General features: G+C 73.3%; 12 protein-coding genes. 7 read left to right on the plus strand and 5 right to left on the minus strand.

Going from position 1 to position 16071, the window contains the following annotated elements; all coding sequences use genetic code 11:
- Window positions 1–8: 8 nt before the first annotated feature.
- Window positions 9–881, minus strand: a complete 873-nt coding sequence (locus tag O7611_RS10315) for a hypothetical protein (protein WP_269696683.1) — start codon at window positions 879–881, stop codon at window positions 9–11.
- A gap of 342 nt (window positions 882–1223) precedes the next feature.
- Between O7611_RS10315 and O7611_RS10320 the strand changes: the two genes are divergently transcribed.
- From O7611_RS10320 to O7611_RS10340, 5 genes are all read left to right on the plus strand, one after another.
- Window positions 1224–2825, plus strand: coding sequence for a cellulose-binding domain-containing protein (locus tag O7611_RS10320; RefSeq protein WP_194799922.1), 1602 nt, complete (start codon window positions 1224–1226; stop codon window positions 2823–2825).
- Window positions 2826–3028: 203 nt separating this feature from the next.
- On the plus strand, window positions 3029–3838 hold the full coding sequence (locus O7611_RS10325) for an ABC transporter ATP-binding protein (RefSeq protein ID WP_194800125.1): 810 nt from the start codon (window positions 3029–3031) through the stop codon (window positions 3836–3838).
- A gap of 29 nt (window positions 3839–3867) precedes the next feature.
- Window positions 3868–4857, plus strand: a complete 990-nt coding sequence (locus O7611_RS10330; RefSeq protein ID WP_194799923.1) for an ABC transporter substrate-binding protein — start codon at window positions 3868–3870, stop codon at window positions 4855–4857.
- Between the two features lie 5 nt (window positions 4858–4862).
- Window positions 4863–6965 (plus strand): iron ABC transporter permease, encoded by a 2103-nt coding sequence (locus O7611_RS10335; protein ID WP_194800126.1) that lies wholly within the window; start codon window positions 4863–4865, stop codon window positions 6963–6965.
- Between the two features lie 45 nt (window positions 6966–7010).
- Window positions 7011–7913, plus strand: coding sequence for a siderophore-interacting protein (locus tag O7611_RS10340; protein WP_194799924.1), 903 nt, complete (start codon window positions 7011–7013; stop codon window positions 7911–7913).
- Window positions 7914–7967: 54 nt separating this feature from the next.
- Here O7611_RS10340 and O7611_RS10345 read toward each other — a convergent pair whose 3' ends face one another.
- The 4 genes from O7611_RS10345 to O7611_RS10360 are packed head-to-tail and all read right to left on the minus strand — an operon-like array spanning window position 7968 to window position 13244.
- Window positions 7968–9752, minus strand: coding sequence for an IucA/IucC family protein (locus O7611_RS10345; RefSeq protein ID WP_269696684.1), 1785 nt, complete (start codon window positions 9750–9752; stop codon window positions 7968–7970).
- Window positions 9749–10333 carry a GNAT family N-acetyltransferase gene (locus tag O7611_RS10350; protein ID WP_194800127.1) on the minus strand — a complete coding sequence of 195 codons (585 nt, stop codon included), beginning with the start codon at window positions 10331–10333 and terminating at the stop codon, window positions 9749–9751. Before O7611_RS10350 ends, O7611_RS10345 begins: the two co-directional genes overlap by 4 nt.
- 53 nt (window positions 10334–10386) lie before the next feature.
- Window positions 10387–11661, minus strand: coding sequence for a lysine N(6)-hydroxylase/L-ornithine N(5)-oxygenase family protein (locus tag O7611_RS10355; RefSeq protein ID WP_194799926.1), 1275 nt, complete (start codon window positions 11659–11661; stop codon window positions 10387–10389).
- A 26-nt stretch (window positions 11662–11687) separates the two neighbouring features.
- The gene (locus tag O7611_RS10360) at window positions 11688–13244 is read right to left on the minus strand and encodes a pyridoxal phosphate-dependent decarboxylase family protein (RefSeq protein WP_228531753.1); all 1557 of its coding nucleotides are present in this window, start codon (window positions 13242–13244) and stop codon (window positions 11688–11690) included.
- Window positions 13245–13470: 226 nt separating this feature from the next.
- On the opposite strand from O7611_RS10360, the gene O7611_RS10365 reads away from it, so the two are divergent.
- Window positions 13471–15507 (plus strand): penicillin acylase family protein, encoded by a 2037-nt coding sequence (locus O7611_RS10365; protein WP_269696685.1) that lies wholly within the window; start codon window positions 13471–13473, stop codon window positions 15505–15507.
- Window positions 15504–16061 (plus strand): GNAT family N-acetyltransferase, encoded by a 558-nt coding sequence (locus tag O7611_RS10370; RefSeq protein ID WP_194799928.1) that lies wholly within the window; start codon window positions 15504–15506, stop codon window positions 16059–16061. Before O7611_RS10365 ends, O7611_RS10370 begins: the two co-directional genes overlap by 4 nt.
- The last annotated feature ends 10 nt before the right edge of the window (window positions 16062–16071 follow it).

The raw sequence follows: 16071 nt of genomic DNA on the forward strand, positions 1-16071 counted from the left end.
GGTCCCTGTCAGTTCAGGCCGCAGGTGGCGAACCCGTCCAGGTTCGGGCGCTGCGCGCCGACCCGGTTGAACGCGATCTCGATGCGGTCGAGCGCCGCCACGCGCTTGCTGCGCAGCGGGCCGAGGATGGCGTTGTCGATGAACGCCGGTCCGCCCTCTGGGCGTACCGCGAGGCGGGCCAGGCGGGCGTCGGCCTCGGCGATCTGCTTGTCCAGCGTGGCCAGTTCGGCCTGCACCTGGCCGGCGGCCGCCGCCGGGACGGCGGGCAGCGCCACCCGGGGGCAGTTCACGGTCCGCGCCGCGCCGCCGGCGTTGCCGTTCTGGCCGCCCGCGTTGCCGTTCTGACCGTTGCCGTTCTGCCCGCCGGCGTTGCCGTTGCCGTTCTGGCCGGCACCGTTCTGGCCGGCACCGTTCTGGCCGGTGCCGCCGTTGACGGCGCTCGGCACGCCCGGGGCGTTGAGCGAGCAGGCCGCCAGCGCGTCCAGGTCCGGCCGCTGCGCGCCGATCCGGTTGAAGGCGATCTCGATGCGGTCGAGCACTGCGACGCGCTTGCTGCGCAGCGGGCCGAGGATGGCGTTGTCGATGAACGCCGGTCCGCCCTCGGGGCGTACCGCCTGCCGGGCCAGCCGCTCGTTCTGCCGGGCGATCTCCTGGTCCAGGTTTGCCAGTTCCCGTTCCACCTGGGCCGACGCCGCCGCGGGGACGGCGGGCAGCTTGTCGCGTACGGTCGGGCAGTTCACGGTCTGCGCGGCGGCAGTGGTGGCCGGGCGGTTGTTCTCGCCCGCCGACGCCAGTTGCAGTCCACCGGCCAACAACAGCGCCGCGAGGGCACCCACCCCGCCGAGCTTCAGGACCGCGGTCTTGCGCGTACCCCTGGCCATGCACCTCTCCTCTGGTTGACCGGGAGGGCCGGCGCGGCGGGTGCCGCCCCGTCTCCACGGTGCGAAGTGACGACTGGAGGAATCGTGCTCGTGCCCGCTCCGGCATCGCGGTTCCGGCCGATGTTCCGGTCGGCAGTGGATACGGACGGCGCGGCGGGATCGTTCAGTGCGGGCCGAGGTTTGACCACATCGATGTCCGTCGTTAGGCTGCGCTGAAAGCGCTTACTGCGCGGGAGCGTGAGCGTTCGTGGCACGGCCGTCCGGGTATCAAGGCCCGCCCCCGACACCGACCGGGCATCGGTGCCGGCGTGGGCACGGCACCACCACCCGCAGGAGACCAGCATGATCAACCGACACCGCCGTACGGTGTTGTGGACGTCCGCCGCGGCGACGGCCGCGCTCGCCGCGTCCGGCCTGGCCGTCGGCGCGACCGCCGCCCAGGCGGCCGCCGGCTGCCGCGTCGACTACGCCGTCACCGCGCAGTGGGGCGGCGGCTTCACCGCCAACGTCAACCTGACGAACCTCGGCGACCCGCTCAACGGCTGGGCCGTCACCTGGACCTTCGCCGCCGGTCAGACCGTCGCCCAGGCCTGGGGCGCCGAGATCACCGCCAGCGGCGCCTCGGTGCGGGCCGCAAACGTCAGCTACAACGGCAGCCTGGGCACCAACGCGAGCACGTCGTTCGGCTTCAACGGCACCTGGAACAACAGCAGCAACCCGGTCCCGACCTCGTTCGCCGTCAACGGTGTCACCTGCACCGGCGGCGTCACGCCCACCACCGGCACGCCACCGACCAGCGCCCCGCCGAGCAGCCCGCCCCCGAGCACCCCGCCACCGACCACGCCGCCACCGGCCGGTGGCGCGATCTACGCCGCGCCGAACGGCACCGCCGGGGCGGCCGGCACCCAGGCCAGCCCCACCACGATCGCCGCGGCGATCACCCGCGTCGGCGCCGGGGGCACGATCTACCTGCGCGGCGGCACGTACAACCTGTCGCAGACGGTCACCGTCGCCGCCGGCAACAACGGCACGTCGAGCGCCCGCAAGAACCTGTACGCCTATCCGGGCGAGACGCCGATCCTGAACTTCTCCGCGATGAGCGAGGATCCGGCCAACCGGGGACTGGCGCTGAACGCCTCATACTGGCACGTGCGCGGGCTCGTGGTGGAGCGGGCCGGTGACAACGGCATCTTCGTCGGCGGCAGCAACAACATCATCGAGCGGACGGTGACCCGCTTCAACCGCGACACCGGGCTGCAACTGTCCCGGATCGCCTCCAGCACGCCCCGCGACCAGTGGCCGGCGAACAACCTCATGGTCAGCGTGGAGTCGCACGACAACGCCGACTCCGACGGCGAGGACGCCGACGGCTTCGCGGCCAAGCTCACCGTCGGCGGCGGCAACGTCTTCCGGTACGCGGTGTCGCACCACAACATCGACGACGGGTGGGACCTCTACACCAAGTCCGACACCGGCGCGATCGGCACGGTGACCATCGAGGACTCGCTCGCGTACAGCAACGGCACGCTGAGCAACGGCACGCAGAACGGCAACGGCGACCGCAACGGCTTCAAGCTCGGCGGTGAGGACATCGCCGTCAACCACACCGTCCGGCGCACCATCGCCTACCGCAACGGCAAGCACGGGTTCACGTACAACCGGAACCCGGGCACGATGACGATCTCGAACAACCTGAGCATCGACAACACCGAACGCAACTTCTCGTTCGACGCCGGTACCTCGGTGTTCCGGAGCAACACGTCCTGCCGCTTCGCCGGCAGCGGCTCCAACGACAAGACGGTCGGCAACGTGGACGGCTCGAACCAGTTCTGGTCCGGCTCCAACGGTTCCCGCTGCGCCACGTACTCCGGTGCCCTGGCCTGGTCCTTCGCCGGCGACGGCCGCCTGACGGTGACCCTCGGCGGCCGCCCGGTCTCGCTCTGACCCCGGCACCCCACCGGGTTGATCATGAGGTTGGCGGCCGGATCGGAGATCGACATCGCCGTCAACCTCATGATCGACCGGGGAGGGGCGGGCTGGGGAGGGTGGGGTGGGGGGTGGGACGGGGGAGGGAGATCGGACCGAAGGACCGGCTTGACAGGATGATCGAGTCTTAGGTTAGCCTAACCTGCGTGACGAGCGGAACGATGCGGGCCGACGGCCTGCGCGGCAGTGAGCTGCGGCTGGGCTACCACGGCAAGACGGTGGTGCACGACGCCGCCATCACGCTGCGGCCCGCGGCGGTGACCGCGCTGGTCGGCCCCAACGGCAGCGGCAAGTCGACGCTGCTGCGCGGACTTGCCCGCCTGCACCCACTGGAGCACGGCGAGATCGTGCTCGCCGACGGCACACCGGCCCGGACGCTGTCCGCCCGGGACTTCGCCCGCCGGGTCACGCTGCTCGCGCAGAGCAGGCCCACCCCCAGCGGGGTGACGGTGCGGGACGTGGTCGGGTACGGCCGGCACCCGTACCGGCAGCGGTGGCGCGCGAACGACCTCGACGGACCGGCCGCGATCGACCGCGCCATGCGGGTGACAGGCGTCGACGGCATGGCCGGACGGCCGGTCGACGAACTCTCCGGCGGCGAACTGCAACGGGTCTGGCTGGCCACCTGCCTGGCCCAGGACACCGCGATCCTGCTGCTGGACGAGCCGACCACGTTCCTGGACCTGCGCTACCAGGTGGAGATCCTCGACCTGATGCGCGACCTCGCCGACACCGCCGGCGTCGCCGTCGGTGTGGTGCTGCACGACCTCAACCAGGCGGCCGCCGTCGCCGACCAGGTCGTGCTCCTGCACGAGGGCCGGGTACGCGGTACCGGCACCCCGCACGAGGTGTTCACCGAGGCGGCGCTCACCGAGGCGTACGGCATCCGCGTCGAGGTGAGCGTCGACCCGGTCACCAATCTGCTCTCCACACGTCCCGTCGGCCGGCACACGACCCGCGTCTCCGCCTGACCGACTCCTGCACACAGAAGAGAAACCCGATGCTGCGTACCCGAATGACCCTGCTCGTCGCCGCCGCGGCGAGCGCGCTGCTGATCGCCGGCTGCGGCACCACCGAGGAGCCCGCCGCCGCACCGTCCCCCTCCGACGCCGCGTCCACCGGCCCGGTCACCGTCACCGACAGCCGGGGCAAGACCATCACGCTCAAGAGCCCCGCCAGCAAGGTCGTCGGCCTGGAGTGGGGCGAGGTGGAGATGCTCGTCGGCCTCGGCGTGATGCCGGTCGGCGTGGCCGACCCCAAGGGGTACGCCACCTGGGTGACCGCCGCCCCGCTCGACGCGAGCGTCAAGGACGTCGGCACCCGGGGCGAGCCGAGCGTCGACTCCATCGTCGCCCTCCAGCCGGACCTCGTGGTGATGGAGGCCGAGCGCGGCTCCGCCGTCGTCACCCAGCTCGAGAAGTACGTCCCCGTGCTGGTCACCAAGGGCAGCGACGCCTCCGACAACATCGGCCGGATGCGCGCGGACCTGAAGATGATCGCCACCGCGACCGGGCGCACCGCGCAGGCGGACAAGCTGCTCGCCGACTTCGACGCCGCGCTCGCCGACGGCAAGAAGAAGATCGCCGACGCCGGTGCGGCCGGCAAGCAGTTCGCGATCGCCGACGGCTGGAAGGAGGGCAGCACCGTCTCGATCCGGATGTTCGGCGAGGGCGCGCTCGTCTCCCAGCTCGGCATCCAGCTCGGCCTCAAGAACGCCTGGACCGGCAAGACCGACGAGATGTGGGGCCTGGGCCAGACCGACGTCGAGGGCATGACCGTCCTCAAGGGGCAGGACGTGCACTTCTTCTACAACGCCTCGGACGGCACCGACGTGTTCGCCGACGGCCTCGCCGGCAACGCGATCTGGCGTTCCCTGCCGTTCGTTCAGCAGAACAAGCTGCACAAGATGCCCAACGGCATCTGGACCTTCGGCGGCACGCTGTCCGCCAAGCAGTACATCGACGAGCTGGTCAAGGTCTACACGGCTTGAGCGCGATGACCGCCCCCGCCCCGCCGGGGCCGGCCACCCGGCCGGCCCCGGTCGGGCCGCCGCCCGCCCGGCGCAGCCGGGTCGCCGGCGCGTTCGCCCTCGCCGCCGCGCTGCTCGTCGCGATCACCGCGGTGCACCTCACCCAGGGCACCTCCTCGGTGGGGGCGCTGGACCTGCTCCGGCTGCTCACCGGCGGCGACGACGAGACCGCCCGGGTGCTCGTCGCCTCCCGCCTGCCCCGGCTGCTCACCGGCCTGGCCGTGGGCGTCGCGCTCGGCTTCGCCGGCGCGGCGCTGCAGTCGACCACCCGCAATCCGCTCGCCTCGCCGGACACGCTCGCCGTCAACGCGGGCGCGCACCTGGCGATCGTCTCCACCGCCGCGTTCGGGATCGCGCTGCCCGCGCTGCCCGCGGGCGGGCTGGCGTTCTGCGGCGGCCTCGCCGCCGCCTCCCTGGTCATGCTGCTCTCGGCCGGCGGTCAGGCCGCCACCACCCGGCTCATCCTCGCCGGCTCGGCCACCGCGATGGCGCTCTCCTCGCTGACCATGCTGCTCATGCTGCTGTTCGAGCAGGCCACCATCGGCCTGTTCGCCTGGGGCAACGGCTCGCTCGTGCAGGGCGACCTGGTGGCGTTCACCCAGCTCGCCCCCGTGATCGCTGTCGCCGCGCTGGTGCTCGTGGCCCTCGGGCACCGGCTGGACCTGCTCGCCCTCGGCGACGACACCGCCACCGTGCTCGGGCTCAACGTGCGCCGTACCCGGCTGACTGTCGTGCTGCTGGCGGTGCTGCTCTCCGCCGCGGCGGTCACCCTGGCCGGCCCGATCGGCTTCGTCGGCCTCGGCGCGCCGGTGATCGTCCGGCTGCTCGGCCGGTGGGTGCCCGAGGTGCATCGGCACCGCGTCCTGATGCCGCTGTCCGGCATCGTCGGCGTGGTCATCGTCCTCGGCTCCGACGTGCTGCTGCGCGCCGTGCTCGGCGGGCAGGCCGGGGTCGACGTGCCGACCGGCGTGGTGACCACGCTCTTCGGCGCGGTGCTGCTGGTCTGGCTGGCCCGCCGCCACCGCGACGCCGGACCGACCCGGCAGGCGCCGGGCGGCCACGCTGCCGTCCGCTCCCGCGGCTTCGTCGCCGTCGTCGTCGCGGTCTGCGCGGTCGTCGTCACCGCCGCGCTGGTGCTCGGCATGCTCGCCGGCGACACCTGGGTGCTGGTCGGCGACATCGTCAACTGGGTGCAGGGCCGCACCGGACCGGCGTACACCTTCGTGCTGGACGCCCGCTGGCCGCGCGTCGCCGCAGCGCTGCTGGCCGGCGCGGCGCTGGCCCTGGCCGGCACCACGGTGCAGGCGGTGTGCCGCAACCCGCTGGCCGAACCGGGCATCCTCGGCATCACCGGTGGCGCCGGCATCGGGGCGGTGTCGCTGCTGACGTTCGCGCCGATGGCCGGCGTGCTTGCCCTGTCCGGCGCCGCCGGACTCGGCGCGGTCGTCGCGTTCGCACTGGTCTACGGCCTGGCCCGGCGGCGGGGGCTCAACTCCGACCGGCTGGTGCTGATCGGGTTCGCGGTCTGGCAGGGCGGCACGGCGATCATCACGTTCATCGTGGTGTCCTCCGACCCGTGGAACACCGGCAAGGCGCTGACCTGGCTGTCCGGCTCCACCTACGGGCGTACCGCGCCGCAGGTGCTGCCGGTGGCGATCGCGCTGCTGATCGCGCTGCCGGTGGTCGCCGCGGTGCGCCGCGAGCTGGACCTGCTCGCGCTCGACGACGACACGCCCCGGGTGCTCGGCGTCCGGCTGGAACGCGCCCGGCTGGTCGCGCTCGGCCTGGCGGCACTGCTCACCGCCACCGCCGTGTCGGCGGTCGGCGTGATCGGCTTCGTCGGCCTGGTCGCGCCGCACGCGGCCCGGGCGCTCGTCGGCGGGCGGCACACCCGCGTCCTGCCGGTCGCGGTGCTGCTCGGCGCCACCCTGGTCAGCCTCGCCGACACGCTCGGCCGCAGCGTCATCGCCCCCGCCCAGGTCCCCGCCGGTCTGGTCACCGCCATGATCGGCACCCCGTACTTCGTCTGGCTGTTGTGGCGCTCCCGCGCCGCGGCGGCCGCCCGTTGACCCGTTCGCCGACGAACCACCCCCCGCACGTGAGAGGAATGACGCATGACCAGCACCTTGGCCGTCGCGCCCTGGCGAGTCTTCACCGTCGAGGTCCGCGCGCTGCGGCGGCTCGGCCCGTCGTTCCTGCGGGTGACGCTCACCGGCCCGGACCTGGACCGGTTCGCCGACAACGGGTACGACCAGCGGATCAAGCTGGCCCTGCCGCCGGTCGACGGGGCGCCGGGGGAACTGCCCGACGGGCCGGACTGGTTCCCGCGGTGGCGTGAGCTGCCGGACGGGCTGCGTAGTCCGATCCGCACCTACACGGTGCGGGCGGTGCGGCCGGAGGCATACGAGGTGGACGTGGACATGGCGCTGCACGGCGACGGCGGCCCGGCCACCCGGTGGGCCCGGCGGGCCCGCCTCGGCGACCGGATCGCCGTGGTCGGCCCGGATGCCGGCTGGGACGGGCCGCACGGCGGCGTCGAGTTCCAGCCGCCGGCCGGCGCGACGCTGCTGCTCGCCGGCGACGAGACCGCCGCGCCGGCGATCTGCGCGATCCTGGAGCGGCTGCCCGCCGAGGCGCGCGGGCACGCGCTGGTGGAGGTGCCGGAGACCGGTGACGAGTTGCCCTGCGCGGCCCCGGCCGGCGTCACGGTGACCTGGCTGCCCCGCGACGGCGCCCCGCACGGCAGCCGGCTCACCCCGGCCGTGACGAGCCTGGCCGGCCGGCTGGTGCCGGTGCCGGTCGCGGCGGGCGCCGCGCCGCTGGCCGAGGTGGACGTGGACCGGGACATCCTCTGGGAGGTGCCGGAGCGGCCCGACGGGGCGGCGCTCTACGCCTGGCTGGCCGGGGAGGCGGCGGTGATCCGCGGCCTGCGGCGGCACCTGGTCACCGAGCGGGGCATGGACCGGCGCGCGGTGGCGTTCATGGGCTACTGGCGGGCCGGTCGCGCGGAGAACTGATCGTCTCCACCGCTGTGCGAAGCGGGCCGGCGCATGGTGCGCCGGCCCGCTTCGTCATGCGCGCGGCGCGTACGGGGCGAGCGGGTTGACCAGCGTGCCGGCGAACTGCAACGCGGCCGACGGGTCGGACAGGTCCACCATCTGCTGGTTGTTGCGCAGCTGGAGCCGGTTGAGGCAGGACAGCGTGAACTCCGGCGCGAACAGGTCGTGCCGGCGCATCCGGTCGGCCAGGTGCGGCACCGTGGCGGCGTAGTCGGTGGCGCACGCGGCGACGGTGCGCCAGAACTCGTCCTGGTCGAGCACGCCGCGGGTGTGCAGGGTGGCGCTGAGGTGCCGCAGGAAGCAGTCGAAGACGTCGGTGAAGATGGACAGGATCTTCTCGCCCTCGGGCACGGCGGCCCGGATCCGTCCCACCCGCTCGGGCAGGTCCGCGTCCGGGTCCATCACCACGATCTCCTCGGCGATGTCCTTGAACACGGCCCGCTCGACCACGCCGTCGCGCAGCACCAGGATGACGTTCTCGCCGTGCGGCATGAACGCCAGGTCGTAGGCGTACAGGCTGTGCAGCAGCGGCACCAGGTAGGCGTCCAGGTAGCGGCGCAGCCAGTCGGCCGGCGCCAGCCCCGACTCGTCGATCAGCGCCGCGGCCAGCGACCGCCCGTCGGAGTCCAGGTGCAGCAGCGAGGCCATGGTGGCCAGCCGCCGCCCGGGTTCCAGCCCGGGTACCGGGCTCTCCCGCCACAGCGCCGCCAGCATCTTCCGGTACGGGGAGTACCTGTCGGTCGCCGCCTCGTACTGCCGGTGGCGGTAGCCGATCGCGGCCCGCTCCCGGATGATCGACAGTCGGGTGCGCCTGAGCACCGGGTCGCCCTCGATCAGCCCGGCCAGCCAGTCGTTGATGGCCGGCGTCGCCTCCATGTACGCGGCGGACAGGCCACGCATGAAGCCCATGTTCAGCACCGACAGCGCGGTCTTGACGTAGTGCTTCGCCGGGTCGCTGACGTTGAAGAAGGTCCGGATGGACTGCTGCGCGAGGTATTCGTCCGGCCCCTCGCCGAGGCAGACCAGCCGGCGCCGGGCCACCTCACCGGCGAACGTGACGGCGAGCTTGTTCCACCACTGCCACGGGTGCACCGGGACGAACAGATAGTCGGCCGGGTCCAGGCCCAGCCCGGTGAGCGTGGCGGTGAACCCGGCCAGCGTCTGCTCGCCCAGCTCGGCCCGCATCAGCGTGTCGTAGTCCAGGTCGCCGGCGCAGGTGAACGTGGTGTGGTCGCGGTGCGCGGCGAGCCAGAGCAGCCGTACCGGCGCGGCGGCCTCCGGGGCGTACGCGTGGTACTCGTGCACGCCGAAGCCGATGCGGCCGTTGTTCGCCACGAAGCAGGGGTGTCCCTCGGTCATGCCGGTCTCGATCGCCTGGAACCCGGCGGCGGCCAGCTCGGCGGCGCTCACTGCGGGCTTGGCCAGCTTGTACGCGGTCCCGGCGAGCGTGGAGGTGATCTCCTCCAGGTAGACCGGCAGGATCGCGTCGGTGAGGCCGAGTGCGCCGCGCAGCTCCACGCAGAGGTCCACGGCGTCGGGCGGCAGGTCAGCGCCGTCGCGGCGGCGCACGATGCTGTCCGCGTCGACCTCCCAGTGGTCCAGCGCCAGCCGCTGCGCCGCGAACCGGTACTCGACGGCGCCGTCGTCGCTGCGGACCAGCCACCGTCCCGGGCCGTCGGGCTCGGGGGTGATCAGGCGCTCGTGGGCGAACTCGGCGAGCGCCTTGCGCACCAGCAGCCGGTTTGCCGTCGCCCACGCCTCGGGGGTCAGGTGGTCCACGGATGCGCTGGCGTTCACGCCGGTGCCCCTTTCTCGCCTGTGGGCGCGCCGGTGGCGGCCCGGAACTGGTCCCGGGTGCAGAAGCTGAGCAGCGCCTCCTTCTCGGGCTTGCGGATCGGGCCGACGACGGTGAAGCCGACTGCCGCGTTGAGTGCGTGCACGGCGGTGTTGCGCACGTCCGGTTCCACCACCACCCGGCGGGTCGCCGGGTCGGCGAACAGCCAGGCCATCACGGTGGTGATGACGGCACGGGTGAAGCCGTGCACCGGCGTGTCGGCGGGTGCGCAGAGGAAGTGCATGCCCACGTCGCCGGGCTCCGGGTCGTACAGGCCGGCCAGCTCGACGTGCGCCGGGTCGTACCGTTCGGCCAGGAACGCCGGGCTGCCGCGCCACGACCCCAGGTACGCGTCGTGGTGCGGGTGGTCGGCGATGCGCCGGTACTCCTCGGCGACCGCGTCAACGTCGGCGTCCTGCATCAGCCAGAACGCGGACTTGGGATGGGTCACCCAGCGGTGCAGCAGCGCGGCGTCGGCGTCCGGGTCCAGCGGGCGCAGCGTGAACTCGCCCAGCGCGTCGTCGATGCGGGTGAAGCTGGTCATGCCGGGCTGTTTGGGCATGCGCTCGCGGCCCTCGCTTCGCTCGGTGCGCTCGCTCATGCCGGTACTCCGAACTCCTGGAACGCGATGGTCTTCTCCACCGGGTAGTGCTCCCGGCCGGTCATCTCCCGGATCAGCCACGAGTTGCGGTACGGGCCCATGCCGAGGTCGGGCGAGGTGATGCTGTGCGTGTGGGTGCCGCCGTTCTGGAGGAACACGCCGCGGCCGGTGTGGTCGACGCTGTAGTTGCGGGCCACGTCGAAGCGGCCGTGCGCGTCGAAGCGCAGCCGGTCGCGTACCGGCGCGAGGAACTCCGGCACCCGGTAGTGGTAGCCGGTGGCCAGCACCAGCCCCTGCGTGTCCAGCGTGAACGCGCGGTTCTGCTCGGTGTGGCGCAGCCCGAGCCGGTAGCGACCGTCGGTGTACGCCGCCTCGACCAGTTCGGTGTTGGTGAGCAGGCGGGTGGGCACCGGCCCGGGCAGGCTCTTGGCGTACAGCAGGTCGTAGATGTCGTTGATCAGGTCGGCGTTGATGCCCTTGAACAGCGGCTTCTGCGCGGCCTCCAGCGCGTAGCGGGTCGGCTCGGGCAGTGCGTGGAAGTAGTCCACGTAGTCCGGTGAGGTCATCTCCAGCGTGAGCTTTGTGTACTCCAGCGGGAAGAACCGGGGCGAGCGGGTCACCCAGGTGAGCTGGTAGCCGTACGTGTCGATGTCACCGAGCAGGTCGTGGTAGATCTCGGCGGCGCTCTGGCCGCTGCCGACGATCGTGATGCTGTCCTTGGCCCGCAGCGCCTCCCGGTGTTCCAGGTAGCGCGAGTTGTGGATCATGTCACCGCCGAGCCCGGTGCAGGCCGGCGGCAGGTACGGCGGTGTGCCGGTGCCGAGCACGAGGTGCCGGGCCCGGTGCGTGACCGGCCCGTCCGGCGTGTCGGCGTGCACCACGTACCTGTCGTCGGCCTCGTCGTACTCGACGGCGGTGACGGCGTGCCGGAAGCGCAGGTTCGGCAGCTTGGCGGCGGCCCAACGGCAGTAGTCGTTGTACTCGGCGCGCAGCGGGAAGAAGCTCTCCCGGATGTAGAACGGGTAGAGCCGGCCGGTCTCCTTCAGGTAGCTCAGGAACGAGTACGGCGAGGTCGGGTCCGCGAGCGTGACCAGGTCGGCGATGAACGGCGTCTGGAGCCGGGTCGATTCGAGCAGCATGCCGGGATGCCAGTCGAAGCTGTCCCGCGCCTCCAGGAACAGTCCGTCGAGGTCGTCGATCGGGGCGGTGAGGCAGGCCAGTCCGAGGTTGTAGGGGCCCAGCCCGACGGCGATGAAGTCGTGGGTCGACATGGGGTTCTCGTTCTCCTCGACGGGGGTCAGCCGACCGGGCAGGACAGCTCGGTGGCGGTGGCGGTCCGGGCGTACCAGGCGGCGTGGTCGGCGACGAGGTCCAGCACGTGGGCGATGTCGTCCACTGTGGTCTCCGGGTTGAGCACTGTGAGCTTCAGGTGGTGGGCACCGTCGACCCGGGTGCCGGCGACCAGTGCCGCGCCGGAGGCGGCGAGCGCCTCGCGGGCGTACAGGTTGGCCTCGTCGACCAGGTCGGCGGCGAGGCCGGCGGGCCGGTACCGGAAGACCACTGTGCTCAGCTGCGACGGCGCGGCCACCTCGAAGCGCGGGTCGGCGTCGAGCCGCCGCCACGCCTGCGCCGCGAGATCGACGACCTGGTCGAAGAGCGCGCCGATCGCGTCCGGCCCCATGATCCGTAGGGTCAGCCAGAGCTTGCAGGCGTCGAACCGGCGGGTGGTCTGGATGCTCTTGTCGACCTGGTTCGGGATGCCCTGCTCGACCGCGCGGGCCGGGTTGAGGTAGTCGGCGTGCCAGGTGGCGTGGCGCAGCGTCCGGCCGTCGCGGACCAGCAGCGCGCTGGAGCTGACCGGCTGGAAGAACGACTTGTGGTAGTCCACAGTCACCGACGCGGCCCGTTCGATGCCGTCGAGCAGGTGCCGGCGGGTGGGGGAGACCAGCAGACCGCAGCCGTACGCGGCGTCGACGTGCAGCCAGACGCCCGCGGCGGCGCAGATGTCGGCGATCTCCGGCAGCGGGTCGACGGTGCCGAAGTCGGTGGTGCCGGCGGTGGCGACGACGGCCATCACCACCTGACCGTCGCGGTGACAGCTGTCGATCGCGCGGGCCAGTTCGTCGGTGCTCATCCGGCGGTTCGCGTCGGTGGGCACGGTGAGCACCGCGTCGGCGGCCAGGCCGAGCAGCTTGGCGGCCTTCTGCACGCTGAAGTGCCCTGCTGCGGAGGTGATGACGCGAAGCCGGGACAGCACCTGTGGCCGGTCCGGCCGGCCGCCGGTGCCGCCCACCACCGTGCGGTACGCCTCCTCGCGCGCCAGCAGCAGCGCCTGGAGGTTCGACTGGGTGCCGCCGCTGGTGAAGACCCCGTCGGCGCCGGCGCCGAGCCCGATGCGCCCGGCCGTCCACTCGATCAGGCGGCGCTCCATCAGCGTCGCGCCGGCGCTCTGGTCCCAGGTGTCCAGTGAGGAGTTGACCGCGCTGAGGACCGCCTCGCCGAGCAGCGCCGGGATGACCACCGGGCAGTTCAGGTGGGCCAGGTAGCGCGGGTGGTGGAACCAGACGGCGTCGCGCAGCCACACGTCGTGCAGCTCGTCCAGGGCGGCGTCGGTGTCGCCGAGCGGCCGGTCCAGGTCGATGGCGCCGACGAGCGGGGCCAGTTCCTCGGGCGTGACGCCGGTGAACGGACGGTCCGCCTCGGCCACCCGGCGGGCCACCCGGTCCACGCCGCGCGCCAGCACGTCCCGGTAGCGCCCGAGCGAGCCGGCGTTGAACAGGTGGCCGCGTGCCGTGGCGGCGGCGCGGCCGGTGTCGGCGGGCGCGGCGCCGGTCGGGCTCCCGATCGAACTCATGCGACATCCCAGCGGTCGTACGGACAGGACGCGGCCAGAGCCGCGGCGATCAGGTTAGGTTAGGCTGGCCTAACTATCAAGCGCGACTCGGGATGCTTTGTCCCGGATGTGCCGCCGGTTGGCGCCCCGTCCGCGTCGCGGTAAGGTCGCCCTCGGTTAGGGGAGGTTATCCTAAGTTGACTGTCGAACGGAACCGTCGCCCGGCGCGCCGAGGTGGCGCGAGACGATGACACACGTCGATCGCGACCAGTGGGGCGTGCCCCAGCTGTGGGCCGGCGGCGTCGACGCGCTCGCGCGTCTGCAGGGGCGTGTCGCCGCGCTGGACCGGGCCTGGCAGCTCAGCGTCGAACGATGGCGCGCCGAGGGTCGCCTGGCCGCCCACGTCGGCCCGGCCGAACTGGCGTGGGACCGGTTCGCCCGCCGCGTACGGCTGGACGACACCGCCCGGCGCTGCTACGAACGGCTCGACCCTGATACCCGGCGGTGGGTCGGGGCGTACGTCGACGGGGTCAACTCCGGGCTCGCCGAGGGCGCCGCCGCGGCACCCGAGTTCGCCGCCACCGGCGCCGCGCCCGAGCCCTGGCGCCCCTGGTCGCCGCTCGGCGTGTTCCTCGTCCAGCACGTGCTGTTCTCCACCTTCCCGAACAAGCTCTGGCACGCGCACGTGGCCCGGACGCTCGGCCCCGAGGCCACCGGACTGTTCGCGGTCGAGGGACCCGCCTCGTCCGGCAGCAACGCCTGGGCGCTGACCGCCGACCCGGCCACCGGGCGCGGCCCGCTGATCGCCGGTGACCCGCACCGGCTGCTCGAACTGCCCGGCGTCTACCAGCAGGTCCGGCTGGCCTGCCCGGAGTTCGACGTGGTCGGTCTCGCCTTCCCCGGCGTGCCGGGCCTGCCGCACTTCGGCCACACCGGCCACGTGGCCTGGGCCGTCACCAACGCGATGGCCGACTACCAGGACCTCTACCGCGAGCGGCTGCGCCGCGACGGCGACCGCGTGCTGGCGCGCGACGCCGACGGCTGGACCCCGGTCGCGCGTCACGTCGAGGAGATCGAGGTCCGCGGCGGCGACCCGGAGACGGTCGAGGTGATCGAGACGCCGCGCGGGCCGGTGATCGACCACGACCGGGTCACCGGCGAGGCCATCGCGCTGCGCGCCCCGAGCCGGGTGGAGGCCCGGCTCGGCTTCGAGGCGCTGCTGCCGCTGCTGCGCGCCCGGCGCGCCGCCGACGTCGCCGACGCGCTGCGCCACTGGGTCGAGCCGGTCAACAGCGTGCTCACCGCCGACACCAAGGGCGGCGTCCGCCGTCTGGTCGCCGGCCTGGTCCCGGTACGCGACGAACGCTGCCGCCGCGAACCCGTGCCGGCCTGGGAACCGGCCTACCGGTGGCGGGGCGACTACCTGCCGCTCGTGGACGAACCGGTCGACGGCGCGGCGGTGTGCGCCAACGACCGGCGCGACGACGTCGCAGCGCACGGTGTCGACTTCGCTCCGCCGCACCGGGCGCGCCGGATCCGCGCGCTGCTCGCCGAGGGCGCCGAGGCGTCCACAGTGCACACCGACGACCGGCTCCCGGCCGGCCCGCTGTACCGGCTGCTCGACCGGCTCGACCCGGGCCGGCTCGACGAACCCGCCCGCGCGCTGCTGCTGCGGCTGCGCGGATGGGACCGGGCGATGGCGGCCGGCTCGGCCGAGGCCGGCGCGTACGCGGCCTGGCGGGCGGCGTTGGCCCGGCGGTTGCGCGTACACCCGAGGTTGCGTGCCCTCGACGAGCCGTGCGGGTTCGACGAGCTGTTCGCCCCCTGGACCGACCCGGCCGCCCGGATCGGCCTGGCGCTGGACCACCTGGCCGCCGCGCTCGACCTCGCGGAACCGGCGGCCGAGGCGCTGGCCGAGGTGGCCGCCGGCCCGCCGCCCGGCGAGTGGGGCGGCCGGCACCTGCTGCACCCGGTGCACCTGGGCGTCGCCCCGGCGGTCACCGACGCGGTCACCGCGATGCGGCGGCGGGTGGCGCTGGCCGGTGACACCGACTGCGTGCTGGCCACCTCCAGCGTGCCGGGCGTGTCGGACGCCTGCTGGCGCGGCCCGGTGGCCCGCTACGTGTGGGACCTGACCGACCGGGCGGCCAGCCGCTGGATCGTCCCGTTCGGCGCGTCCGGGCGCCCCGGCGACGCGCACTTCGCCGACCAACTGACCCACTGGGCCGCCGGGACGCTGATCCCGGTGCCCGCCGGCCCCCTGACGGGAGACGAGACGACGTGATCCACCTGGAGCGCATCCCCGGCCTCGGCGAGCTGGCGCTGGAGCCGGTACGCCCCGACCGGGACGCCGGCCTGCTGCACGGCTGGGTGATCCGGCCCCGCAACCGGTTCTGGGGCATGGGCTCGCACACCGTCGACGAGGTACGCGAGATCTACGCGTTCGTCGACGGCCTGGAGACCCACCACGCGTACCTGATCCGGCTCGACGGCGAGCCGATCGGGCTGTTCCAGACCTACCAGCCGGAGGCGGACCCGGTCGGCGAGCGCTACCCGGTGCAGCCCGGCGACGTGGGGACGCATCTGCTGCTCGACGCGCCCCGGCCGTACCCGGGTTCGCTGACCGGCGCGGTCTTCCCGGCCCTGATCCGGTTCCTGCTGCGCGACCCGGCCGCGCGCCGGGTGGTGGTCGAGCCGGACGTGCGCAACGACGCCATGCTGCGCCGCCTGCGCATCGAGGGCTTCACGTTCGGCCCCGACATCGACATGCCGGACAAGCGGGCGAGGCTGGCGTTCCTCACCCGGGAACGGTTCGAGGCGGACCACCCGGCGGCGTGACACCCGGCCC

Source organism: Micromonospora sp. WMMC273 (assembly GCF_027460285.1).
Lineage (GTDB): Bacteria > Actinomycetota > Actinomycetes > Mycobacteriales > Micromonosporaceae > Micromonospora > Micromonospora aurantiaca.